General features: G+C 45.5%; 25 protein-coding genes. 21 read left to right on the top strand and 4 right to left on the bottom strand.

Translation table 11 applies throughout. The features are described from left to right. Positions 1 to 590: 590 nt before the first annotated feature. The 8 genes from grxC to JGK14_RS31160 all read left to right on the top strand — a co-directional run bounded on the left by grxC (position 591) and on the right by JGK14_RS31160 (position 11,577). Positions 591 to 851, top strand: coding sequence for a glutaredoxin 3 (gene grxC, locus JGK14_RS31195; protein ID WP_293185839.1), 261 nt, complete (start codon positions 591 to 593; stop codon positions 849 to 851). Positions 852 to 918: 67 nt separating this feature from the next. Further along, entirely contained in the window at positions 919 to 1,893 is a 975-nt protein-coding gene (gene gshB / locus JGK14_RS31190; RefSeq protein WP_293185840.1) for a glutathione synthase, read from the top strand. A 431-nt stretch (positions 1,894 to 2,324) separates the two neighbouring features. Next, complete coding sequence (locus JGK14_RS31185; RefSeq protein ID WP_293185842.1) at positions 2,325 to 3,443, top strand: Gfo/Idh/MocA family protein; 1,119 nt, start codon at positions 2,325 to 2,327, stop codon at positions 3,441 to 3,443. 240 nt (positions 3,444 to 3,683) lie between these two features. Next, positions 3,684 to 5,522 carry a CHAT domain-containing protein gene (locus tag JGK14_RS31180; protein ID WP_293185844.1) on the top strand — a complete coding sequence of 613 codons (1,839 nt, stop codon included), beginning with the start codon at positions 3,684 to 3,686 and terminating at the stop codon, positions 5,520 to 5,522. Between the two features lie 160 nt (positions 5,523 to 5,682). Further along, a complete protein-coding gene (locus tag JGK14_RS31175; RefSeq protein ID WP_293147937.1) occupies positions 5,683 to 6,264 on the top strand; it encodes a hypothetical protein in 582 nt (193 codons plus the stop codon). 953 nt (positions 6,265 to 7,217) lie between these two features. Next, positions 7,218 to 8,429 (top strand): RNA-guided endonuclease InsQ/TnpB family protein, encoded by a 1,212-nt coding sequence (locus JGK14_RS31170; RefSeq protein ID WP_293203562.1) that lies wholly within the window; start codon positions 7,218 to 7,220, stop codon positions 8,427 to 8,429. A 57-nt stretch (positions 8,430 to 8,486) separates the two neighbouring features. Continuing rightward, positions 8,487 to 10,991, top strand: coding sequence for a glycosyltransferase family 2 protein (locus JGK14_RS31165; RefSeq protein ID WP_293193519.1), 2,505 nt, complete (start codon positions 8,487 to 8,489; stop codon positions 10,989 to 10,991). A 139-nt stretch (positions 10,992 to 11,130) separates the two neighbouring features. After that, positions 11,131 to 11,577 (top strand): hypothetical protein, encoded by a 447-nt coding sequence (locus JGK14_RS31160; RefSeq protein WP_293198642.1) that lies wholly within the window; start codon positions 11,131 to 11,133, stop codon positions 11,575 to 11,577. 73 nt (positions 11,578 to 11,650) lie between these two features. On the opposite strand, the gene JGK14_RS31155 is transcribed toward JGK14_RS31160, so the two are convergent. Continuing rightward, entirely contained in the window at positions 11,651 to 13,081 is a 1,431-nt protein-coding gene (locus JGK14_RS31155) for an ABC transporter substrate-binding protein (RefSeq protein WP_293193517.1), read from the bottom strand. A gap of 954 nt (positions 13,082 to 14,035) precedes the next feature. Here JGK14_RS31155 and JGK14_RS31150 point away from each other — a divergent pair. The 6 genes from JGK14_RS31150 (at position 14,036) to JGK14_RS31125 (ending at position 17,825) form a co-directional block, all read left to right on the top strand. Further along, the gene (locus JGK14_RS31150) at positions 14,036 to 14,950 is read left to right on the top strand and encodes a COX15/CtaA family protein (RefSeq protein ID WP_293185853.1); all 915 of its coding nucleotides are present in this window, start codon (positions 14,036 to 14,038) and stop codon (positions 14,948 to 14,950) included. 316 nt (positions 14,951 to 15,266) lie between these two features. Next, a complete protein-coding gene (locus JGK14_RS31145; protein ID WP_325315889.1) occupies positions 15,267 to 16,244 on the top strand; it encodes a heme o synthase in 978 nt (325 codons plus the stop codon). Between the two features lie 179 nt (positions 16,245 to 16,423). Then, positions 16,424 to 16,993, top strand: coding sequence for a Uma2 family endonuclease (locus JGK14_RS31140; RefSeq protein WP_293193300.1), 570 nt, complete (start codon positions 16,424 to 16,426; stop codon positions 16,991 to 16,993). A gap of 87 nt (positions 16,994 to 17,080) precedes the next feature. Further along, on the top strand, positions 17,081 to 17,305 hold the full coding sequence (locus JGK14_RS31135) for a hypothetical protein (protein WP_293185859.1): 225 nt from the start codon (positions 17,081 to 17,083) through the stop codon (positions 17,303 to 17,305). Positions 17,306 to 17,368: 63 nt separating this feature from the next. Continuing rightward, complete coding sequence (locus tag JGK14_RS31130; protein WP_265235442.1) at positions 17,369 to 17,635, top strand: DUF4258 domain-containing protein; 267 nt, start codon at positions 17,369 to 17,371, stop codon at positions 17,633 to 17,635. Further along, positions 17,625 to 17,825: a DUF2283 domain-containing protein gene (locus JGK14_RS31125; RefSeq protein ID WP_293185861.1), complete on the top strand. Its 201-nt coding sequence runs from the start codon at positions 17,625 to 17,627 to the stop codon at positions 17,823 to 17,825. The genes JGK14_RS31130 and JGK14_RS31125 overlap by 11 nt, the downstream gene beginning before the upstream one ends. Before the next feature lie 49 nt (positions 17,826 to 17,874). Here the strand turns inward: JGK14_RS31125 and JGK14_RS31120 are convergent, their stop codons facing one another. Next, the gene (locus tag JGK14_RS31120) at positions 17,875 to 18,243 is read right to left on the bottom strand and encodes a DUF5615 family PIN-like protein (protein WP_293185863.1); all 369 of its coding nucleotides are present in this window, start codon (positions 18,241 to 18,243) and stop codon (positions 17,875 to 17,877) included. Then, positions 18,240 to 18,542 carry a DUF433 domain-containing protein gene (locus JGK14_RS31115; RefSeq protein WP_293208074.1) on the bottom strand — a complete coding sequence of 101 codons (303 nt, stop codon included), beginning with the start codon at positions 18,540 to 18,542 and terminating at the stop codon, positions 18,240 to 18,242. Before JGK14_RS31115 ends, JGK14_RS31120 begins: the two co-directional genes overlap by 4 nt. Positions 18,543 to 18,663: 121 nt before the next feature. Between JGK14_RS31115 and JGK14_RS31110 the strand changes: the two genes are divergently transcribed. From JGK14_RS31110 to JGK14_RS31080, 7 genes are all read left to right on the top strand, one after another. Further along, positions 18,664 to 18,894, top strand: a complete 231-nt coding sequence (locus tag JGK14_RS31110) for a hypothetical protein (RefSeq protein WP_293208071.1) — start codon at positions 18,664 to 18,666, stop codon at positions 18,892 to 18,894. Then, on the top strand, positions 18,891 to 19,160 hold the full coding sequence (locus JGK14_RS31105) for a ParE family toxin-like protein (RefSeq protein ID WP_293271425.1): 270 nt from the start codon (positions 18,891 to 18,893) through the stop codon (positions 19,158 to 19,160). The genes JGK14_RS31110 and JGK14_RS31105 overlap by 4 nt, the downstream gene beginning before the upstream one ends. Before the next feature lie 108 nt (positions 19,161 to 19,268). Further along, positions 19,269 to 19,772 carry a DUF6232 family protein gene (locus JGK14_RS31100; RefSeq protein WP_293208065.1) on the top strand — a complete coding sequence of 168 codons (504 nt, stop codon included), beginning with the start codon at positions 19,269 to 19,271 and terminating at the stop codon, positions 19,770 to 19,772. Positions 19,773 to 19,794: 22 nt separating this feature from the next. Further along, complete coding sequence (locus tag JGK14_RS31095) at positions 19,795 to 20,163, top strand: hypothetical protein (protein WP_293208062.1); 369 nt, start codon at positions 19,795 to 19,797, stop codon at positions 20,161 to 20,163. 154 nt (positions 20,164 to 20,317) lie between these two features. Next, positions 20,318 to 20,695: a GIY-YIG nuclease family protein gene (locus JGK14_RS31090; protein WP_293208060.1), complete on the top strand. Its 378-nt coding sequence runs from the start codon at positions 20,318 to 20,320 to the stop codon at positions 20,693 to 20,695. A 5-nt stretch (positions 20,696 to 20,700) separates the two neighbouring features. Beyond that, the gene (locus JGK14_RS31085) at positions 20,701 to 20,907 is read left to right on the top strand and encodes a hypothetical protein (protein ID WP_293193309.1); all 207 of its coding nucleotides are present in this window, start codon (positions 20,701 to 20,703) and stop codon (positions 20,905 to 20,907) included. A gap of 113 nt (positions 20,908 to 21,020) precedes the next feature. Next, positions 21,021 to 21,644, top strand: coding sequence for a Uma2 family endonuclease (locus tag JGK14_RS31080; RefSeq protein WP_293193310.1), 624 nt, complete (start codon positions 21,021 to 21,023; stop codon positions 21,642 to 21,644). A 78-nt stretch (positions 21,645 to 21,722) separates the two neighbouring features. Here JGK14_RS31080 and JGK14_RS31075 read toward each other — a convergent pair whose 3' ends face one another. Further along, positions 21,723 to 24,584, bottom strand: coding sequence for a zinc-dependent metalloprotease (locus tag JGK14_RS31075; RefSeq protein WP_325315888.1), 2,862 nt, complete (start codon positions 24,582 to 24,584; stop codon positions 21,723 to 21,725). Between the last annotated feature and the right edge of the window lie 338 nt (positions 24,585 to 24,922).

Genomic DNA, 24,922 nt, shown 5'->3' with positions numbered 1-24,922 from the left:
TCAGCCGAGGCGGGTCAATCCGCTCGAAGTGAAAGCGAAAGGGGAGGGACTTGAAGCCTCCCATGTCATGTAATAGATGACTATACTTTTACCAGCTATAGATAATTACCTTACCAGAAATAATTGGTTGAAAGCCGTAACCCCGATCGGGAGAAATGAAAATCAGACTATTCATTACTCCAATCCTCTTCCTTCTAAGTAGAGGTCGCTCTTAAACTGTCAAGCGGTCAACTGTCAACTGTCCCAGGTCAACTGTTGAAAGCTTGCAGGGTGCACTTGGAGCAGAAGGAAGAAGAGTTTAGCGCTCGAACGCCCTGAAGTCAAAAGCAAGAGATCCCATGGGGAAGTACAACGCGAAAAGTTCGCAACCGTCGGGCGGGGTTGCTATATATAAAAATTAAAATAAGATTAGTTAAGCAATACTTCGGACAGTTTTATATCTAGTCGAGTGTTTAAGTTCAGCCCTAAGTTTCAGAAAATGCGTAAAAAATGGCAGGGCTTACTCGCTCTCGGCTTACACGGCCGTTAAAAAACTGTCCGAAGTATTGTTAAGATTACAATAAAAAATATTGTTATTGTGTGAGCGTCCGATGACACCTAAAGTAGAAATTTACACTTGGAGAACCTGCCCGTTTTGCATTCGTGCTAAAGCACTGCTGAAGCAAAAAGGGGTTGAATTTACAGAGTACGCGATCGACGGAGATGGAGCAGCACGCGATCGCATGACCGATCGAGCCAACGGAGGCCGCAGCCTCCCCCAGATATTCATTAACGACCAACACATAGGCGGCTGCGACGAAATGCACGCACTAGATGCTCAAGGCCTACTAGATCCGTTGCTAGCAAAATAAGGCATTTCCCGTTGCATTTTGAATTTGCCTAAATTTTCATTCGACCAATTTTTAATTGTAACTGACCATGAAATTTGCATTCATCATCGATCCGCTCGATCGACTAATTCCAGGACATGATACCAGCGTAGCGCTGATGGAGGCAGCTCAAGAATTGGGTCACGAAGTGTGGGCGACTCAAGCCAACGAATTAAGCATCATCGGCGGCAAAACCTGGGCAATGTTGACTAGAGTAGCCCTCACCCCAGTCAAACAAGTAGAAGGGCGCTGGGAGGCGGCTGAGGCTTGGTATCAGGTGGAACAGCCTGCATTGGGCCCACTCGAAGCAATGGACGCAGTATTTATGCGTACCGATCCCCCAGTCAACGTTCCCTACCTTTACACGACTTATCTTCTAGACGGCATCGATCCCGCTAAAACTTTGGTAGTTAACAGTCCCAAAGGATTGCGAGCGGCTAATGAAAAGATGTATGCTTTGCAATTTGAGGGAGCGATCCCCGAAACAATTGTTTCTCAAAACAAGCAGGTAATTCGCCAATTTGTGGAGAAAAAGGGAGCGGCAGTTCTTAAACCATTGGGAGGCAAAGCTGGCGAGGGGATTTTGTTCTTGGAACCGGGCGATCGCAATCTCAACTCCATGGTTGAAATTAGCACTCAACAAGGCAAAATTCCAGTGATGGTGCAGACTTATCTGCCCGAAGCAAAAGACGGAGATAAACGAATCATCCTCTTGAACGGCAAGCCCATCGGCGCAGTCAATCGCATTCCCACCGGCAATGAATTCCGAGGCAACATGGCTGTCGGTGGCCGAGTCGCAAAAACAGAAATTACCGATCGCGAACATCAAATTTGCGCTCAGTTAGCACCTGTGCTGCAACGAGACGGACTGTACTTTGTCGGCATTGATATCATTGGCGGTTATCTCACCGAAGTTAATGTCACCAGCCCTACAGGAATCAGAGAAATCGATTTGTTTGATGAGGTGAGTTTGGGCAAACAAGTAATTGAATGGACTGTCTCGCAGGTAGGAACTAGACGCTAAAATCTAATAACCCAGAATTACTCATCGGTCAATTATTTTTTTTGAAAAATAACAAAAAAATCGCCTTTTTTTAGGGTAAAAAGCTTGACTTTGAGAATTTGAAGAGGTATCATGTAATAATGGGAGTGGTGACAAAATTTAAATTTAAGTCACCACTCCCATTATTAAATAATAATATCCCGATCGTCCCAAAAAATCAATAGGTAATAGCTACTTTTTTAGGACAAATTTTTTAACAAAATCACAAAAAACTCAGTGTATTCAACAATATTGTCAGAAGTTCATATCTGGGCCAGCTTGTCTAGGAGCAGAAAACATTGCACTCCGAAGCTTTCCTATCTTAAAATTATCTGCGTTAATCTGCCTTCAATCTGCGGTTGACTTCTCAATCAAAGACTGAATCCCCAATCCCAATCCCCAATTATTAAATCATGTCAAAAATTGGCGTTGCAGTAGTCGGTACAGGTTTCGGTCAAAAAGTGCACCTGCCCGGATTCGAGACCCACCACCGGACAGAGGTTGTGGCTGTCTATCACCGAAATTTAGACTCATCTCAGGCGATCGCCACCGCCCACAACATCCCCTACGCTTGCAACTCGATCGCAGATATAGTAGCGATCCCAGAAGTAGCGGGCGTCAGCATTTCCACGCCGCCATTTTTGCATTTTGAAATGGCAAAAACAGTCCTAGAAGCAGGCAAACATTTATTATTAGAAAAACCGACAGCCCTGACAGCTAATGAAGCCCGGGAACTTTACCGATTAGCGAATCGCGAATCTCAAACCCAAGCAATTGCCACCATGGACTTTGAGTTTAGGTTCATTCCCGCATGGCAAATGCTAGCAGAATTATTAGCAGCAGGATATGTAGGAGAAAAGCGTTTAATTAAAATTGATTGGTTGGTGCCCGGCCGCGCTGATGCTACTCGCCCTTGGAATTGGTACGCACAAAAAGAGCGAGGCGGCGGAGTTTTGGGCGCGACAGGTTCCCACGTTTTTGATTATATTAGCTGGCTGTTCGGCCCCGTGCAGAGGCTTTCTGGGCAATTGATTACAGGAATTTCGGCGCGGCCCGATCCGAACGATTCGGGAAATTTAAAACCTGTTGATGCCGATGATTCTTGTACGTTGATGTTGGAATTGGCCGGGGGAACGCCTTGTCAAGTTTGTTTGAGTTCGGTTACTTATCAAGGGCGGGGACATTGGGTCGAAATTTACGGCAGTCAGGGTACTTTGGTTTTGGGAAGCGACAATCAGCAGGATTACGTCCACGGATTTCGCTTGTGGGGTTCCCAAGCTGGAGAACCTTTAGCTGAAATTAAGATTCCTCAGAGATTGGAGTTTCCTCAAGTTTATCCAGACGGGAGAATTGCACCGTTTATTCGAGTAGTAGACAGGTGGGTTGAAGCAATTGATGCGGGGAAATCTTTGATACCGTCGCTCAAAGAAGGAGTTTACTCGCAGTTGTTGATGGATTTGACCCAGGAGTCAAATGCTACGGGAACTTGGGTGGATGTACCGAATTTAGATAAATTTTTGGGCGGTAGATAAGATTAAAAATTTACCTGAAAGAATTGGTTTAAAGCCGGAACCCTTGTAGGGAGAAATTAAAAGAAGGCTATTCATTACTCCAATCCTCGGACTTCCAGGTAGAGGTCGCCCTCAAACAGTCAACTGTCAACTGTCAACTGAATGAAAAAGCAATGTCGCCCACTCGATCGCACCCCAAACCCGATAAACTACTAATAGAGAAACTCGATCAATCCCTATATCCAGATTCGGTAGTTGTGAATGGCGCGCCCTGAAAGTCCTTGCCTCAGTATAGCGATCGCTCGCCTGAGAACCGCTGGGGCAAACCATTTTGCCACTTGGGTTCTACAAGCTCCCTATCCCAGCGGGTACGTTCACCACGACTGTATGTGGCCGCTGGCCCTGTCCCAATCTTGGAAAGCTTGGCAGGAAATGTTTTCCCCGTCAGGGACAATTCACGAATTGCCCCTAAATCCTGATGGCAGTTTCGTCTCGCCGGAAAACAACCAGAATCTACTGACAGAAACTGAAAAACGAACTGCTCAATCCCTACAAATCCCTCCTATTATCCGCTCTGTGCCGCTCCACCTCAGTCAAGGGGGGTTGGTGGAGAGGGGCGAGCAGAATCCGCTACCGCCACCTCCTAGCTACAGCAGTCGCCTGATGCAGCATTTGGGGATCGATCTTTGGCAGTGGCTGTTTGAAGGGCCGATTCAGGGCAGTCTCCAGGAAAGTAAAGGTATCGCGATCGGGCAAAATCTACCCCTGCGAGTCCGCATAGACTTGCGCGAACCGTATTTGATTGCCCTACCTTGGGAAATTATGCAGCCTCAAGCCGGTCAACCGGCTATTTCTCTGTCGCAGCAACTGCTTTTCAGCCGCACTACCAGCAATGTTGAGCCTTTACCGCCCCTGCGTCCTGCCGATTCCCTCAGCATTTTGCTCGTTTTGGGACAAGCAGAACCTGGCCGCGGTGCTAATTCTGAATTTTCCAGGGGCAATAATCGTCATTTGCAGTTGGAAGCAGAAGCAGTCGCCCTAGCTGGGGTTCTGGAAAATGCTTTTCAAACCGACGACAGCGGTAAATATTTCGACATCAGCGTTCCGACTCGCGTCGATACTCTGATCGAACCTACTCCGGCGGAACTAATTTCTCGGCTGGAAACTCAAGCTTATAACATTCTGTTTTACGCCGGCCACGGGATACCTGGCCCTGACGGTGGCTTACTGTTTTTGGGGCCGGACACGGCGATTAACGGTACTGAATTGGCTCAGGTTTTGGTTCGATGCCGCGTGACGCTGGCAGTGTTTAATGCCTGCTGGGGAGCTCAGCCGGCGGTGGAGAGGCTGCATTCAAATAACGGCCAGCAACAGGCGATCGCCCGCAGCAGTTTGGCTGAGGTGCTGATCCATCACGGGGTGCCGGCGGTGTTGGGGATGCGGGACTCGATCGCCGATCGCGAGGCCCTGAGTTTTATCCAAACTTTTGCCCAAGCTTTGGCAGGACGAATGTCGATCGATCGCGCCGTCGCCGTCGCCAGACAGCAGCTACTGACACTGTACAAGTTCAATCAACCGGCTTGGACGTTGCCCGTACTGTATATGCACCCAGAGTTTGACGGTCAACTGACTGAACCGGTAGATGACCTGAAAACTGAATTGCCTTTGAATTCTTCTACTTGGCTGGGACGTTTGCCGTCTTGTGCTTACTTGCGGGGGCGCGATCGACCAAATGTCAAATCTAGCGAATCTGGCAATCAGGTTTGGCCCATTACTGCTGGTATGGTTCGAGTCGGACGCTGGGAAGAAAACGACGTAGTGATTCGAGAACAGTGGGTTTCTCAAAAACACGCGGAGATTTTCTGTCGCAACAGCATCGGCGATCGCGGGGGCGAACCTAGCTACTTCCTGCGCGATTTTTCCCGCTACGGGACTCTAGTTTTGGGTACAGACGGATGGGTGAGAGTTCACCACCAAGAACTGCTGCTGCAATCGGGTACTCAGCTAAAATTTGGCAGTTCTCAAGGTCAGATTTTTGAGTTCACTATTGAGGTTCCAAAAACTTCGGGCTACAGTGAGACTGATTGCGGAACTAATTAAGGTGCGGGTGTAGCTAATGAAGGCAATCGGCGATCGGGACACCAAAGTTCTCGACGCCCGTGTCTCAAGTCTGAAGTTAAAACAGTTACTCACCACTGGCAACTAGCACTTGGCAGAGTCCACCTTCTGTATTTTACTTGAACTACTTAGGTATTACATCATGGCTACCCAATCTCCTGATTCTCAATATTTTCGCGACTCACAAACTCAGGCGCAGATGGAACTTCTCACCACAATAGTTCAGACTGATGTTGCTTATCCTTGGAATCCCGCACAGCTTGAATCAGAATCTTATTTAACCGATCTAGAGCAAGAATTTGCCCTGTTTGATTCCTTCAGCGACAGCGATATAGCGGAGAAGTCGCAAGTTTTATTCGGACAACTAGAACAAATTTGGCTGGCGACTTCTCTACAAAAGTCTTTGCGCGAAAAATTTGCTCGGGTTCCTCAAGATTTTCTAGCCTGCATCGCTCAAAGCGTCCAAAACGCAACTGTTAAGTATCAATCTTTAGCTGACCAAATGGTTGAGTGCGTGTTAGATATTTTGCCTCAGTGGGCTGAGGAAGATTTGCAGGTGTTGGCGCGTCCTTTGGCTTATGCGATGCGAGAGGCTGATTCGTCCGCAGTGGAAGTGGTGATGGAGACTAGAAGACCTTGGGCCCAATTGTCGGAAATAGAACAGGCGAGAGTTGGTTTGGCTGTCGCCCGCTATGCAATCTCGCAATTAGAAATTTCTGATTAGTTTTTGACGGCTAGTTTTTTAGGCTGCGATCGCGGTAATTTTTTAAATTAATATAAAATCAATCTACCTTTAGTTAGATGTCACATTCGTCTAATTATTAGCCCCTAGGGATTGCTATCTCAAACGATAGCAATCCTATTTGATTTGTAGACATGATATTTTTTGGTTGAAATAACTGCAAAAAGTCGAAGAAGGCTGGCAGTAAACAGGAAAAACCATCAGAAATGGGGCAAAAAATTTGGTTTATAGGGCAATACGGTTTACTTAACACTATTTATGCGCCGGAGATCCCCCTCGCATCCCCCTTAAAAAGGGGAGTAGGGGTTGACTTTGAGAGCATTCTTGTCCCACCCCCTACTCCCCTTTTTTAACGGGGGTTAGGGGCGATCTGTCTTAAGTGAACAGTATTGGTTTATAGGGAGGCACGTTTGTAGTGTGAACTTTAGTCCGCAGAATTTTATGAGCACGTGCATTCCGAAAATCCAACCAGGTTTGTAGTTGTGCGATCGCACACAATCTCAAGAAGCTCTTGCTATACTTTGCCTGGACTGGATATTGCTGAGCAGTTTGCCACTAAGCAGCGAGTGAACTATCATCGGAACCTCCGAGAAACCCCGTCGCTTTTAGCGCGGGGAGGGATAGGAGGCGAGTGAGGAGTCTCACCCCAACCGAAACCGACAATCGTTAGGTATCGGTAGGGAGAGGTGAGCGACGAATGAGCAATAAATCTATGCATGGCAAAAATAACTTGTTGTTGGTTAACTTTCGCTATATAATGGTGATATCAGCGAAAGCAATGTTTATGTACTCTACTCAGAAAAACCAACTACGCGACCTTGACAAAGCCGAATTCTTGGCGCTCAGAGAGTTGTGCAGGCTGAGTAAGAACCTCTACAATGTGGGTCTTTACACCGTTCGCCAATACTTTTTTGAAGAACGTAAACACTTGCGCTATGAGTCGGCTGTGCGATCTGTGCAAAGAGAATGAGAACTACCAAGCCCTCAATACAGACATTGCACAGCAAACATTGAAGGTGGTAGATCGAACCTTTAACAGCTTTTTTGGACTGATTAATGCGGTTAAATCTGGCACTTATCAACAGAAGGTAAGACTTCCTCACTACCAGCCCAAAGATGGGTATTTCGTGTTAATAATCCCTCGGATTAAAGTCAAAGATGGAAAGTTTAAAGTACCGATGTCCTATGCTTTTAAAAAGGAATTTGGAGATATAGTAATTAACTTTCCACAACGACTCGACCCCGCTCAGCTCAAAGAGGTTCGGATTCACCCTAAATACGATGCTCGATTCTTCGAGGTTGAGTATATCTCTAAAAGGGCAAATGAACCCTCCGAAACGATTGCTGGTAGTTCTCTGGCGATCGATCTTGGATTGGACAATCTGGCAACTTGTGTTGACACCAATGGGGCATCCTTTATTGTGGATGGTCGCAAACTTAAATCTATTAACCAGTGGTTCAACAAGGAAAATGCTAGACTGCAATCTATCAAAGATCGACAGAAGATAGAAAAACTGACCGAGCGTCAGGCTCGGCTGTATATCAATCGTAGCAACCAAATCAGGGATTACCTGAATAAAGCTGCAAGACTCATAATCGACCATTGCGTTAATACTAAAATTGAATGCTTGATTGTCGGATTCAACCTTGGGATGAAGCAAGATATCAATCTTGGTCGTCGCACCAATCAAAACTTTGTCCAGATTCCCTTTTATACCCTAAGAAATAAACTTAGAACTCTCTGTGAGCGATATGGGTTGAAATACAAGGAGCAGGAAGAATCTTACACATCTAAATCCAGTTTGTTGGATGGCGATGAGTTGCCCCTCTACAATGCCGATCGGCCAGCTACTTACCAGTTTTCGGGTAAGCGAGTTAAGCGTGGATTGTATCGGAGTAAAGAAGGACATTTGATTAATGCTGACGCACAAGGCGCGGCCAATATCGGACGTAAAAGTAAGCAGAATGGTTTTACCGGACTGTCTAGAGGCTGCGAGAGCCCAGCCGTTACGAATGAAAGTCTACTGAGGCTTGATTTTCTTAAGAATCCCCGTCCGTTTTACGGCGGGGAGTGTCAAAAAATTGTCAGAATGTTAAAAAATGTAAATATCGTCAGTGGGGTGTGTCGGAATTTTCAACGGGATTAAAAAGTGAACAGCAGGAAACCTTGACAGTTGCAGATACGATCGGGAATTGCAAATTTTATGAGAAATTCAAGATGTGACCTTCAAGACTTGAAACGCCGCTTTTTTAGGTGGATTTCGCACGTACAGATGGCAACGCTAGTCGTGTTGGGGGTAGTTGCTTTCGCAGGTGCGATCGCCGCAGCCTGGTTTAGCGGTGAAGGTACAGTCAGCGGTATTTTTGCCACAATCAATACTTGGCAGCAAAACCCGCCTGTGTGGCTGCAAGTACCTGCTGCGAGCAAGATGTATTTGTTAGTGCCGACTTTCGCCCTCGTCTCGGTTGCTTTAGCTACCATTAAAATTTCGCCTCAACCACAGAAATGGTCGCGGGCTGTGGTAGTTGGCATAGTTTTGGCTTTAACCATTCGCTACGTTTTGTGGCGATCGCTAGTTACCCTAAATTTAAGCGATCCCCTCAACGGTATCTTTAGTTTGGGACTGTTTTTCCTAGAAATGCTGATGGTTGTCAGCAGCAGCATTCAAATGTATTTAATGCTGAGTATGAAAGACAGGCATCGAGAAGCCGATCGCATGGCTGTTGCAGTTGCAGAGGGAAACTTTGCCCCGTCCGCAGACATTTTCATCCCAACTTACAACGAACCAATTTTTATTTTGAGGCGCACAGTCATCGGCTGTCAAGCTTTAGATTATCCTAACAAACAAGTATATTTGCTTGACGATACAAAGCGCCCTGAAATCCAATTGCTAGCCAAAGAACTGGGATGCAAGTATATAACTAGACCAGATAACAGTCACGCCAAAGCTGGTAACATCAACCACGCCACAAGCCTAACAAATGGAGAACTCATTGTAGTTTTTGATGCCGACTTCATTCCCACTAAAAACTTTTTAACAAGAACAGTTGGCTTTTTTCAAAATCCAGAAATCGCCCTCGTGCAAACACCGCAAAGCTTTTACAACCACGATCCCATTGCCCGAAATTTAGGTTTAGAAAATGTGCTGGTGCCAGAAGAAGAAGTATTTTACAGGCAAATTGAAATCATCAAAGATAGTGCAGATAGCGTAGTTTGTGCTGGCACGTCTTTTGTAATGAGGCGCAGCGCGCTACAAACAGTGGGAGGCTTTGTCACAAATTCAATCTGCGAAGATTATTTTACCGGAATTCGGTTGTCAGCCACCGGGTATCGTTTAGTTTACTTAGATGAAAAATTGAGTGCTGGTTTGGCGGCTGAAAATATAGAAGCCCATCTAACTCAAAGATTGCGCTGGGCGCGAGGCACCCTTCAGGCATTTTTTATTGATTCCAATCCTTTAACGATTCGCGGTCTCAGATTCGTACAAAGGCTGTGTCACCTGGAAGGATTGCTGCACTGGTTTACCAGTTTAAGCAGGATTGTGTTTCTGTTGATGCCTTTAGCTTATGCGTTTCTTGGGGTACTTCCTTTGCGGACAAATGCGCGGGAATTGGTCTACTTTTTCCTGCCTTACTATTTGGTGCAAGTTACTGTGTTTTCTTGGCTGAACCGCAAATCGCGATCGGCTTTGCTATCAGATGTTTACTCGTTCGTCCAGTGTATTCCTTTGGCGGTGACGGTGGTGAGTGCCATGCTCAATCCCTTTCAGAAAGGGTTTAATGTGACGCCAAAAGGAATTGCGACCGATCGCTTTAGTTTTAACTGGAATTTGGGATGGCCTTTGATTTTCTTGTTCGCAGCTACAGCATTCGGTTTGTTCCATAATTTAAACATTCATTTAGTTAAAAATATGGGCAGTTGGCAGGGAATATCAGCAAGTGCTGATTCGTTAAAAGGTGTGAGTGCGGGCTGGATTTGGAGCGCTTACAACCTGCTGATGCTGGGAATTGCGCTGCTAATTTTGGTGGATATTCCTAAGCCGGATATATACGAATGGTTCAATTTGCACAGGGTGGTGCAGTTGAATGTGGGCGGTCAAAGTTTTTGGGGAATAACTACTGTAATTTCAGAAAGTGGCGCTGAAGTTGCTCTGACTGAACGGCCGAGTTTTGCGGTCAAAGGTAAAGGGAGCAAACAGAGTTTTACCGCAGCAGAGATGTTACCCAAATATGCCGCTGAGACAAGTTTATCGCAGGGTAAAATCAGAGCGATAGCTCGCAGCGTAGCAGTCAAAGCGAGGATATCCGTAGCGCCGCCTGTGATGGAGTTGGACACCGAAGCTCGTTTTGGCAACTGTTTGATTGATTGCGACTCGGCGACTCTGGAAATTATGGAAGAGAAATGTTTGATTCCTGTGGCTAAGATTGAGTTGGTTAGCGATAAATCTCACTTGGAGTCGAATTTTCGGGATGCAGCAGGGTGCAGTGTTGCGGAATTTCCGACTGTGCGAATTGCGTTCGATCGCCTAAACATGAGCCAACACCGCTGTTTGATCGAAATGCTGTACTGTCGCCCCGGCCAGTGGAAGCGCCAGGAAACGCCCGGAGAATGGCATTCGCTGTGGCTGTTGTTGAGAATTGCTTTGAAGCCGAGGGCTATTTTTGAGAGAAACAGGCCGGTTAGGGCGATCGCAGTTTCCCAAGTTTAAAACTCATATCAAATCCGGTAGCATGGGAATTAATATTACCATAAATCAGGACACGGCATTGCCGTGTTCCTATTCCGATCAATTGTCTAAAAAAGACATTCAGATATCCTATCTATTATTTTTCCACAGTCAAAATTGATTGACAGAATATAAATGTTTTGATAACATAAATTTAGTTATATTTGTAAAATTTTGCGAACCTATGAAACTCAACTCGTCTTTGTTTTGTAAAGCGGTTTTAGTGACAAATTTACTCCTGGCATCTGTCACTACTTTCGGTATCGTTGCTCAAGCCCAGACAAGTAGCTCCACTAAAAATTATAAAGGTGTATGTAGTTTTTACGGACAAAATCAACGACAGGCACAAACAATCGGCTGCTCAGTCAAGCAGAGTCTCACCCAAATTACAATTACCTGGGAGGATGGATTCATAACTAATGTGGTGTCTTCAGAAGACGGTGTTTGGCAATCAATGCCATCTCGCTCGCTCGCCGGAGTTACATTTTATGCCGGTAGTGGACAAGTCTCTAGAGTTGAAATTTACGAAGGCCCTGGTAAAGGTATTCTTGTTGTCAATCCTCTTTGAAGAAAGACCAAAACAACCCCATTTCTTTTATTATGAAACAGGCTTTCCGGCCTATTCATAAAAGGTAAAGATCTCATAAACCGGATATCGGCACAAATTCATAACCGTAACTGGTGCGATTTCCCGGTTTAACAATTACTAATTGAACTGCTCGATTGCGATCGCCCGAAGGTAAAAAGCGAATCGGCCCCGATGCTCCTGTTGCCGAAAAATCTGACGCAGATAAAGCTTGTTGAATGCCTGTGCGAGTCGGATTGCGCCCTAATCCGACAATTAGCGCGATCGCCGCATCGTAAGCTAAAGCTGTGCGCCAACTGACTTCAGCATTCCAAAGTTGTTTCGAGGTTTGGGGAAAGTTTGACTGCGGATCTGCGAGAATGTGCCAAGGAACTGCTAACACCATATCTGTGGCTCCTGCGCCACCAATTTGCAGTGTTTTAGCACTATAAGCGCCGTCTCCTGCTAGTAATGGCAGCCGTTTGGCGTTGACTTGCACTACTTGCAAAGCTTGGTCGATAGTCGCCGAATTGGACGCTAACATCATGACTTCTGCTCCCTGGGCGATCGCACTTTTAACGCTTTCGGCAGCATTAAAATTCCCCTTAGCAAAGTCAAATTCCGATACGATTTGTCCGCCATCTCCGTAAACAGCAGTAGTAAATTCATCTTTTAAAGATTTGCTGTAACTGCTGGCAGAATTAAAAAATATAGCAACTTTTTGCTTTGGCAATTTTGTCAGCATATAGCGGGAAAGAGCATTCGCCGCAAATCGATCGCTCGGCACTGTCCGAAATATATTGCTGCCAACTCCTGAAAGCTGCACAGAGGTACTTGTCGGAGAAATTGCTACTAATTGATTTTGCTGGTAAATCTTGCTCGCTGCTAGGGTGGTGTCCGAACCAAAATGCCCGATTACTCCTAAAATTTCTGAGTTATTGGCGATCGCACTGGCAATTTGCGAGGCAATCTCTGGGTTGTTGTCGTCGTTAGCAATTAGCACTTTTAAGGGAGTCCCGTTAATGCCGCCCTTTTGGTTGATTTCATTTTGAGCTTGAGCGACTCCCCGCAAAATTTCTTGAGCAGCATTGATATCGGTGCCAATGGGAACCGCTGCGGCAATTGTGTAGGATTTTTGATTGCCGATACGGGCGTTGTTGAGGTAAATTAGTGCTTCGGGATCGTTGCGATTGGTTTGCAGTGAAGCTTGTAAGTCTGAAATAGCCGCGTTGTAGTTGCCAGATGCGATCGCCTCTACTGCTGATTCTTTAGTTGTTGTTGCTTTTTCAGAAATTAACAGTTTTTTTCCGGCACTCAGACGCTGCTGAATTTGCTGCTCTGACTGCGATGAATTCCCCGTCGGGGGCTTAGAAAACGTCTGATTTTCGGGTGATAAACCTCCAGGAATGCCGCCGCGGCTTGTCAGCCACCAAATACCTGCACCGGCTAGCCCGATCGTAATTAGGAGTGATAATACCAAAACAGCGGTTTCGTTTTTTTGGGACATGGCTGCACAATTTTAGATTTTAAGTTTTAGATTCAGTCATTAGTGCGAGCGTCCCCGCTCGCGAACGTTATTAGTGCGAGCGTCCCCGCTCGCGAACGTTATTAGTGCGAGCGTCCCCGCTCGCGAACGTTATTAGTNNATTAGTGCGAGCGTCCCCGCTCGCGAACGTTATTAGTGCGAGCGTCCCCGCTCGCGAACGTTATTAGTGCGAGCGTCCCCGCTCGCGAACGTTATTAGTCATCAGGAAGAAGGAAGAGGGAAGAAGGCTATAACGGCTATAACGGTTACGCGATCGGGTAAAAAGAAGGAAGAGGGAAGGAAGAGGGAAGAGGCAGGAGGCAGAAAAACCAATCTAATTATATTTTGACATTTTTTTAATAATCTTAGATAGTCATAGAGGCACGGGTACCGAGCAACGGGGTTTGATGGACGAAAATACAGAGGTTGCAGCCAGCCGAAATAGTAAAAAAACTAAGGTGATGAGGCCTTGTCCGTGCGATCGCCAACGGCTATGATTATTTAACCAGAATCCATCGAAAAATACCAAAAACCAGGCTGAGGGTTTTCTGCTGTATCCACTGTGACTTTCAAAAAGTGTGAGGAGCTAAACACTTTTGAATGCTGGATATCACACTTTTTTATTAACAAGCTATTTCTTAATTATATCTTTATTTTTTAACAAAAACCCGACAGTGCGGGAGTTGTCAACCATCACGGATGGTGCTGAAAGATTAAAGTTTTTTGAAGTTTAGCAAAAATCCTGAAATCTTTTGTAATATAAACAGGAAAGTTGAAAAAAATCTAAAGACAAACTAATTGCATAAAAGTGTCGCTAAGGTAGTAAAGATGACGGTTTCTTAGAGAAAAAGAGTGTTAAGCTCGGCTAAGCTCAGCCCAAGCAAAACCGCAATATTTAATTAAGCTCGATCGATAACAAAGGCTAAGGTAAAGTTCATGGCAAACTCAGTTTTAAAGGGGCCAAACGCAGCAGCAGGAGTGCAGTGGCAGCCAAAAGATATTATCCGCGGCCTAGTGTGGAAAATTGCGATCGCAACCTGGCTGTTAATGGCTGTAGGCAGCGCCACGCGCGTGATGAATGCGGGGCTCGCTTGCCCGGACTGGCCGCTGTGCTACGGTCAATTAATACCCGCAGCGCAAATGAATTTGCAGGTATTTCTGGAGTGGTTTCACCGTTTGGATGCAGCAGCAATTGGCTTAAGTGCGATCGCCCTTTTAGCACTTTCTGTCTTCTACCGCAGCCGCCTGCCGACTTGGCTGCCCCTCGCCAGCGCCGGCGCAGTATTTTTAATAGTTTTTCAAGGCATATTGGGCGGCCTCACCGTGACGCAACTGCTGCGATTTGACATCGTTACCGCTCACTTGGGAACGGCTTTACTGTTTTTTTGCGCCCTGCTAGCGATCGGTTTTATGCTGACTCCTTACGAAGCTACAGGCAATACAGGCAAATTAGCATGGGTAAGTTCGATCGCAGCACTGCTAGTTTATCTCCAAAGTCTGCTAGGAGCATTAGTCGGCTCTAGATGGGCGCTGCATCAATGTTTTGGTTCCTCAGAATTGTGTTCGGTAATGAACAGCCACATCGCCGGTATCGTACCAGCTACCGCAGCAACTTTAGCAGTATCAGTGATGGCTTGGCGGCAACCAGCACTCCATTCAAACTTGCGAAAATTAGGGAATTTAGCGAGTCTTTGTCTGATTGCTCAATTAGTTTTGGGATTGGCAACTTTCCGGCTGCACCTTCAGGTAGAACCGCTGACAGTCGCCCACCAAGCAGTCGGCGCAGCATTGCTGGGAACCCTGCTAGCTTTTAGTGTTTTGTCGTGGCGCGATCGGGTTTTATCAGCTTGAAAGTCAGATCGTGTCCGGTAGCATCGTTGTTCTATGATGCAAAATCTTGTAGGGGCGGGTTCACCATTATTCTCGATAAAAGCCAACAGTTTCATAAACCCGCCCCGCCCATACAAGCATGAATCAACCGGACATGATAGACAAGGCAGATTTATCTATTCCTTGAGCAACAGGTGCCTGATTTATCCCTCGGTGGGGGCGGGTTTATCAATCTTTTCACCTACAACAAATATCTCTTGTAAACCCGCCCCTTGTATCTACGAAGCAATGACAACTGACAACTAACAAGTAACAACTAACAAACAATTAATAACCGATGCAAGAAGTTCTTACAAACAATAGCCCTCGCCTCCACGAAAACTTTTCGCAAGTGGTGAAAAGTTACTACCAACTTACAAAACCGAGAATTATTTTACTGCTGCTAATCACCACATCAGCCGGAATGTGGATGGCCGCCAAAGGAGAAGTCGATCCGCTATTACTGGTATCAACTATTACCGGAGGCGCTTTAGCTTCCGCGTCGGCGAATACGATTAATTGCGTCTACGACAGCGACATTGACTATATCATGGAGCGCACGCGGTGGCGGCCGATTCCTTCCGGGCGTGTCAAGAAACGGGATGCTTTGATATTTGCGATCGCCCTAGCTACAATATCTTTTACATTGCTGACAGTAGTTGCCAACTTATTATCAGCATTGCTAGCCATGTCTGGCATCGTTTTCTACGTCCTAATTTACACTCACTGGCTGAAGCGCCACAGCGTCCAAAACATCGTCATCGGGGGTGCAGCAGGGGCGATTCCCCCGCTAGTTGGGTGGGCTGCGGTGACGGGAGATTTGAGTTGGGGTGCGTGGCTGCTGTTTGGGATTATCTTCCTGTGGACACCGCCGCATTTTTGGGCGTTAGCAATGATGATTCGCGACGAATACAAGGAAGTAGGCGTGCCGATGTTGCCGGTAATTGAGGGCGATGAAGAGACAGCGCGCCAAATTTGGATTTACACCTTATTGATGCTTCCTGCAACTTTGCTGTTTGTGTATCCGCTGAATTTGGCGGGCCCGGTGTATGCGGGAACAGCTATTTTCCTGGGTGCGATTTTTGCCCAAAAAGCTTGGTTGCTGTTGCAGACTCCAGAAGATAAGAAGGTTGCGCGATCGCTCTTTAAATACTCTATTCTGTATCTGATGCTATTGTGCGCTGGAATCGTAGTTGATAGTTTACCTGCGACTCACAACTTTACTACTGCTGTTGTTCACAATGTGCACACTTTAATTAGTGCCGTGGTGATGTAGTAATAAGTTAAATTGCCATTATTAAAATGAAGCCCGCATCTTGCGGGTTTTGTTTATGGTAAAATAACAGTAGTCATTCTCCCATCTGCGTTCATCAGCGTTAATTTGCTTTAATCTGCGGTAAAAAAAGAACGCTCGAAAATCGCTACAATTAAGCTATTAAATTTGCCTGCAATACTATGATTGCCATCCCCTCTGGATTTAGCCCCGAAGAGTACCTTTCCCTGGAACATGACAATACAGTCCGCCATGAATATCGGCGCGGTTTAGTCTACGCAATGGCGGGTGGTAGCGACGATCATAGCCGTCTCGCGATTAATTTTTTAACGGCTATTAATTTTCACCTGCGTGATGGGGAATGTCAGTTTTTTTCCGGTGATGTGAAGGTGAATTATGCGGATGCGTTTTTCTATTATCCCGATGCCTTTGTGACGTGCGATCCGCGCGATCGGAGCGATCGCTATGTGAAGCGCTATCCTAAGTTGATTGCTGAGGTGCTGTCTCCTTCGACGGGAAAATTCGATCGCACTGATAAGTTTGAGGATTATCGACTGTTGGAATCGTTGGAAGAGTATGTTTTAATCGCGCAGGATGAGATGCGAGTAGAGTGTCGCCGTCGAGTGAAAGATGGGGCTGGGGAACGTTGGGAAACGGTGGTTTATGGTGCGGGCGATATCGTGATGTTACAGAGTATTGAGCTTGAAGTTGCGATCGCAGAATTATATCGCGGTGTGAGTTTTGGACGATAAATAAAGTAAACTATAGACAAAGGTTTCAAATTTGAAAGTTTTGAAGAAATATGCTAAATATAAAATTAAAAGTGGAGGAAAGTTTTGATGACTGAGAATGCCGTGAAAGTAGATATCTCATTTCAATCACTGCTGGAAGCTATTTCGTCACTGGGAGTTGCTGAAAGATACAAGATATGGGAATTTTTGGAAGCTGAATTATTCCCGAATGAGGACGATTCTCCCGAAGACATTGCTGAAATTGAAAATGAAAACTTTCCACTACTCACGGAGTTGGGCATTCCGTTGGCAGCAGAGTGCAAGGCGTTATAATTAAAAATGCAAAATGCAAAATTCCAAATGGAAGCTACAGAGGAATCGGGAGTATGAGGAGATATGCAAATTGTTTGGACAAAACACGCCCAGGAACGTCAGCTACAATGGGAAGAGCGATTGAAAATTACCAGGGAAGAGGTTGAGGCGGCCCTAACCAATCCTCAACAGATTATCGTGGAAGATGATGTCTTGGTGGCTCAAATTAAACGAGGCAACGGTCTTCTTAGAGTACCCTTTGTTGAAATTGGCAAAACCAGACGAATCTTAACTCTGTACTGGACAAATCAAGTTAAGCGATATTGGCAGGAGAATACCGATGAAAGTTAAATACGATGCAGAAGCAGACATTCTGATTTTTATCTTCCGTGATGCGTTTCCAGCCAATGCTATCTCTGAACCTGGAGGCGTGATTGTCAGTTATGACGAAAATGATGAACCAGTTAGCATCGAATTTCTCAATGCCTCCAAACGTCAACTGTTGAATCCTCAAGAGCTCATGCTAACGATCGCAACTTAGTTGATGCACTTTGTCGAGGTGGCACAGCAATATTGTCAGCTTTCTTGATTTAGCTATTTTTCAAGTATTTACCCAAAAACTCTAACTGGTTCACCATTTCCTCTGCTGTCTTATTAGCAGTTAGTTCCATAATGGCTCTGACTTGCTCACCAACAGAATAGTCTTGCGATATCAGCGCAATGCCAGCATGAGATTCCTCTCCGATCAGAAACTCAGTATGTAACTGACAGAAGTCTCCAATATTGTGACTGTACAGCACTCTGTTTTGAGTGGTAGCTAGCCGAAGTTGTTCTTCGTCGATTAATCCTTCTGTTTGAGTTTCATTGACGGTGGTTACATCAACTTGACGCGATCGTAATGCCCGTAGAAGAGACTGATCTTGGGAATCTTCATCTAGGTAAATCTTAATTTCACTCATGCTTCTTTACCAAAGTTGGTGTACAAAGCTTCTAGACGCTTGGCTTCTGCTGCTTGATGGCTCAAATCAGTTTCAATTTCTGCGGTGTTGGCATGATAGTAGGTGAGTGCGGCGTAGACTTCGGCGAGGGTGAGATGAGAAATGCGATCGCAAATCTCTTCAGCATTCAATCCTCGCTTGTACCAGGTGACAATCCGGCGAACGGTAACGCCTTTACCGAGGATGTGGGGACATCCACCATGCAGTCCAGGAGTGCGTGCAATGAGCGTACCAATGTCAATAGATACTGCTGTGGTCATAAACTATCGAAGTTTGAAGGGACTGATCTCTATTACAGCATAGCGATCGCAGAATTAGATCTCAGCGTGAGTTTCGATCGATAAATAAAGTAAGCTAGAGAGACAGGTTTTAAACAAAATCATGACTGAACTCCTTCAACAGGCGATCGCCCAAATCCAAAAACTCCCACCCGATCGGCAAGATGCGATCGCGGCTCGGTTTTTGGCAGAGTTGCAGGACGAGCAAAAATGGGAAACTCGTTTTGCTGACACGACAGACGATCAATGGGATCAGATGGCTGCAATGGTACGTCAAGAAATTGCGGGAGGAGAAACGGTTCCACTTGATGAGGTTTTTCCAACACAAAAATGAAATCAAGTGTTACAAAGTCATTTCGCACGCGGCTAGAGAGTCTTCCTGTATCAGTTCAGGAACAAGCCGATAAAGCTTATGCCCTTTGGCAGGATGATCCTTATCATCCAAGTCTTCAGTTCAAGCGAGTCAGTCAGAGGCAACCGATTTATTCTGCTCGTGTCAGTATCAATTATCGTGTTTTAGGTTTATTGGAAGCCGATCGTATTTACTGGTACTGGATTGGTGCACACGACGAGTACGATGAATTACTGAAACGGATGTAGTTTAAGGCGAATGTGTTAGTATAATATGAGTGATAATCATCACCTTGGGTGTATCTCCGACGTTTTCACTATCGTATATAACGAAGTCCCCCGATATGGAGAATAGGTATGCTTCTCAATGATTTACTCAAGCAAGACGACAGCAAAAAAGTTGTCGAAGATGCAAAGTTTATAGAATTCTCTAAACGAACTGTTAGATTTGGAGATTCGTTGTATCAGCTTAGAAATGTTACTGGCTTTGAGGTGGGAAAAATACCGAAAGATAAGTTTCCTACTTTAATTGTTTTAGGGATGTTGCTCGCAGGTACTGCACTTCTCGTAGTCGGAATCGGAATTATTTTGATTGGGATTGCAGGATGGATGATTTTTTCTCACTTCACTCAGCCACAAAAATACGGCTTTATTTTGACCTTGAACTCAGGAGAATCAATATCCTTCATCAGTCGAGATAAGTTGTTTCTAGGCAATATTGTCTCAGCCTTATATCAGTTAATGGAAGGTGAAATTGATGGTGTAACTATCAATTTCCAAGATCGATCGGTGAATATACACGCTCCCTTTAAGGGGATCGCTGCTACTGGTGACAATCCACAAAATGAGTACAAAGCGTAATCTACTGGAGTAAATACTTATCATGACACAGGATAGATCAATCAATATTTCTGGATCGGGAAAGTTTGAAGGCATTGCAAGTGCTGGGGATCATGCTAAAAATGTCTACACAAAAAAGGTAGATAAATCAGAAGATTATTTGAGTGATTTCAACGCAATTATTGAACAGTTAGTGCAAGAATTTCCTAATGCAACCAGTACACAAAAGCAAATAGTTTTGCAGATGAAACTTCAGCAAAAAATGCAGGCCGATACTACATTTCGAGATCGTTTTGTGAACGCTGTCAAAGCTGGTGGGACTGAGTTGATAAAGGTATTGACTAACAATCCATTTGTTAGTGTTTCTCTAGAGACTATCAAAGGTTGGCTGGAAGCAGAACCACAAGATTGAGCCACACATTCTAATCAGTTATTGGAGTGGCGGACGATAGATATCGCATTTAATTTCGGTAATATTTGCCGCTGCTCAACTTGGTAGTTAGACTACTTCTGTTATCGATTAGGGTTGGGAATATGATCTCTGTGCAATTAGCCTTCTTGCTTCCATGCCAACAAGCGATTCTGAACTGCAAGCCCAAGCGCGGAGAATTCTAGATGCGATCGCCTTCACTCCTTTCGAGCAATGTCAACCCTTGACTCGTGAGTTTGATAACATTCCTGCTCGCCCTGGCATCTATGCAGTCAGGCACAGAATTGACGGATTACTTTACATCGGTAAAACCAAGAGCCTACGAGGACGATTCAGTGGCGGGCACAAGGCTTTTTTATGGGCGTGGCTCGATAAGTACAATGACGAAGATGTGCGGATTGCAATGCAATTAGTCTCTTACTGTGAAAACCCTGCGTTACTATTGGAGCTAGAAGCCATCATTCTAAGAGCCACTGAACCTCCGTACAACGTTCAAATTCCAACCCAAAGGTGAATGCCATGCAAGCCAAACTTCAAGAACAACTTTCTCCTGCTGATGCCGAAGTTATTTTGGGACGTTTGCCAGAACGAATTCAAGCGGCTCTAATTGCGCGTGCTGCGGAAATTGAATATCCGATCGCAGCAGTGCTCGAAATGGCGATCGCCAGTTTTCTCGATACAGAAGCATTAGGTTTTGTAGATTGCAAACCAGGACGCGGACAGTAAAATCGAGAAGAGGTGTCAAAGTTTACGGTATACTTCGTTAACGCACCCTACAAGAGCCACGTTAAGCTAGAAACAGACAACAGAGAGCCAACCTACGCAAAAGGTTAATATCAATGGTTGCGATCGCCCAAAAAACCCTTTCCTTCGAGGAATTCCTCAACTGGGATGACAAATCCGGTAGGTCATTCGAGCTAGTCAATGGAGTTGCCATGCCCCTGAGTGAACCCACAGCCAAACATGAGGATGTCGTCGATGGTTTATGTCGTCTCTTGGTGGATCATTGCCAATCCTTGAACCTTCCCTACATTCCTCGACAAAGTAAACAAGTCAGATTGAACGCTGCCCCGGGCGAAAGTGAATCGAGTCGTAAAGCTGACATTCTGGTGTTTGCCAAGGAAGAATGGGTCAGAATGCGTCAAAGTTCTGCCTCTGCTGCGGCTTATATTCCACCTCCCTTGGCGATCGAAGTTGTTAGTACGAATTGGCGGGATGATTACCGCATCAAATTGAATGAGTATGAAACTTTAGGAATCCTGGAGTATTGGATTGTTGATTATGCAGGGTTGGGAGGCGTTCAGTATATTGGCTCTCCAAAACAGTCTACGGTGACTATCAACCGCTTAATTGATGGTGAATATCAGGCACTGCGATATCAAGGAGAAGCCACTATTGTTTCTCCAACGTTTCCTCAGTTGGTATTAACGATCGCTCAAATCATTGCGATGACAGAAGTTTAGCGTTTGCAAATTATTTGTAGGATACTTTGTATTGCCAAAAAAATACTAAGATCCGAACCCGGTTTCTGGACACCCATATTAATTCGACTGAATCTGTGCATTCAAAACCTTAGAAATGCGATCGCGCGTTTCCTCCAAATGAGCCTGCGTATAAGCATCCGCATTCTTGTCCAAGTTGCGAATACTCTTGCTCAAACCCTCCCGCAACTGCCGCAATTCGTACCACGCCAGAGTCCGCGCATCCTCAGGTGTACTGGTTTTTCGCAGCACCATTCCGATTAAAATCGCCAAATGTTCTCGCTGCAACGATCGCCGAAAAGTCGAAATTTGCATCTTCTTGGACGGCTGCAAAACCTCTTTCCAAATATCCTGTTGCAAAGTATCGAACAATTCTGGTAATTTCAAAGCGCTTTCCGAGGCTGATTTTAACTCCGCATCCCGCAGTCTCGCCAGCCGCACTGGAGATAGCAACACTCGCAGCACAAATCGCTGCATAAAAGTAATTCGATCGCCGATCGGGTAATCTAGAGGAAACACCAAAGCCGGACTTCCCCAGTGCTCCCAGCGCGCAGGCGCTAATTTATTTAGCAAATCCGGCGCAAAACTAAACGCATCGCTTGCAAATACGTACTTATCCAATGTTGCTAATGCTTCTCTTTGCTGCGAAAGCTCGATCGGCACAAACGGCAATTTCGCATTAATATCTCCCGGGCGAATCCGACTAAACGACTGTCCGCCGACGTACAAAGTAGCATTCATCACCTGCTGAAAATAATACCCGAACACCGAATCAAACATCACCCGCAGTTCGTTATAACCGTCTTCCCCAACCGGAATTCGCTTTTCTAAACGCTTCCACATTGCCTTAGCATTATCCAATTGCCATTGCGAGTACCTCAGCATATTGTTACTGAGATCGAAGGCATTTGCAGCGGGATCGAGATTGTCAACAGTATCCTCATCCGGCGCATAAGCTAATTGCGGTTCCCCCGCGCGACTGGCAATTTGTTGCAGCGCTGGTAAGTCGCTGTTGGGGTTGGCGCCACCAAGAACTTTGTAACCGTACTCGATCGCCCAATCGTCATAAGGCCCTACAATCGTCGGATAATAATCGCCCTGTACAGTTCCCTGCGGTGCCAAATTAATCGGCAGGTAATCCATCACCGACGCCACCATACCTTGGGCGCGAGCTACCTGAGTATTGTTCAAATCCTCCGGTTGCAGCATTGTACTGCCGTGAAAATTGTGCCTCAAACCAAGAGTGTGACCGACTTCGTGTGCAGTCAAATTTCGGATATAATCATTAACATAATTCTCCAGCACCGGACTGCTAGGCGCTGCATTGTCCAGCAGAGACATCGACATTGCTCCGATCGCAAATTGCCGGCTCGATTCCAACCCAAAACACATATCCGAACTCAGCATCAACCGCGATAAGGGCGATCGCTTTTGCTCTTGATATCTTTCCACCAAAGTGGGCAAATCATCAACAATTCCACCCGGAGAATTCTCCCCGCTGCTTTTGCCTAAATCTGCATTTTCGAGCATCGGCAAATAGCGAGAATACATCCCGAACTGACAGGGATTGGTATTAGAGCCGTTTCGGCCTTGAAAACTCTTTGCTAGCGATCGATTTTGTTCTACCAAAGACCGATATCCCTGTTTGATTAGCCGGACAATATTAGCATCCAACAAAATATCAGCATCCAAGATTTCCCCGGTTAGCGGGTTAGTGCGAGACGGCCCGAGTCCGGCAAAATCTGACTCAAAAGAACTCGACCACCTAATAGTATTGTAGCGGACATCAGCCGGATCCCATTTAGCATTGTCCGGCATTTGTTTGACCTGAATTGCCTCTGTAAAACCTGCTTTTTCAAAAGATTTGTTCCACTCCAAAATGCCATCGCGAATTGCATTGCGGTATTCTAGAGGGACATTATTTTCAATCCAAAAGACGATCGGCTGCACCGGAGGCGACATCGGCGCCGTCGGGATTTGCTTTTGCAAATGCCAGCGATTGATGTAGCGCACAAAAGGCTCCCGACTGCTCTTGTCAGAAAAGTCTTTATATGCTGTCAGAAAATAGCCGACTCGCTCGTCTGCAAGTCTGGGGCGGTAGCCGTTATTGAGAGGCACTTCCGAGAAACTGTAGTGAATGCGGAGGTTAAAAGCCCGACTGTCAGGAATCGAAGGTAAATAGTTAACTGCACTGTCATTATCGCTGGAAAAACCGTAAATAGAAGCAATTTCTACATTCAGCGGAAACGCTTTCACATCTTTAAAATAAGATTTGTCTTCATCGATCGAGTAAGCAGCACCCAAAATCGCCGGCAAAATCGCTTTAACCCCCGGTAAGTCGCGCTTTTCGCTCATCAGCAAATCGCCTAAGTCTATCAGCAGAGTTTGCCTTTGCGGATGAAGGCTTTTGAGTGGTAAAGAATAGAGAATCGACTCGCTAAATGCCCTTTCCACCGAACCCGCTTGCGGGTCGCCCGGACGAGTGCGAAAATAGATATTCGGTATGACAAACTCGACGTTATTTTGGACTCGCCGCAGTTGAAACAAGAAATCGCCGATCGGCAATCCGCTCAAAATTCCCCCTTCCCCTAAACCTGATGCCAATGTGACGAAACACAGAAACTTTTTATCCAGTTGCTGCGGTTTAATTTCTAGATAAACTTTATTAGTTGCCAGATTGCGGTAAAGGGTAAACAGTCCTTCAAACTTTTGCGCGTCTTTGACAACTTGCTCGAAGGGTTGCAAAGGTTGTTGTTCGCTGCTGGGCGGCGGAGTTGATAAAGCAAAAGGTAAAAATAAACCTTTATACAAACTAAACAGGAAAAATGCTAGAGATAATATAAAAAATATTACAGGCAGATTTTTGCGGGGATTTTTCATCAGTTTGTTTCTGCTAACTTCCGAAAAAATTAATCTTTTCATGTTCAGTGTCCAGTTGCAGGAAAGAAGTGTTTTGAGATAGTCGCATCCCAGGATTAACGATTGAAATAACAATCATTAATATTGCTGAACCCGCCTTTACAATAAGATTTAAATCCTTTAAATTCTAACAACAGCTAGCGATAGTTTTATCCTTGACGGGGGTGGTGACTAGAAACCGGGTTTCTCTGAGATTTTTGCGTTTAGTAATGAGAAACATTCGTAGAAACCCGGTTTCTGAGATCTGCCGTGGGGGCTAGAAACCGGGTTTCTACGAGATTTTACGACGAGTCACGAGAAACATTCGTAGAAACCCGGTTTCTGAAATCTGCCGTGGGGGC

This window comes from Microcoleus sp. PH2017_28_MFU_U_A (assembly GCF_020738035.1).
Classification (GTDB): Bacteria; Cyanobacteriota; Cyanobacteriia; order Cyanobacteriales; family Microcoleaceae; genus Microcoleus.
This window is presented reverse-complemented; position numbering and strand designations above follow the sequence as displayed.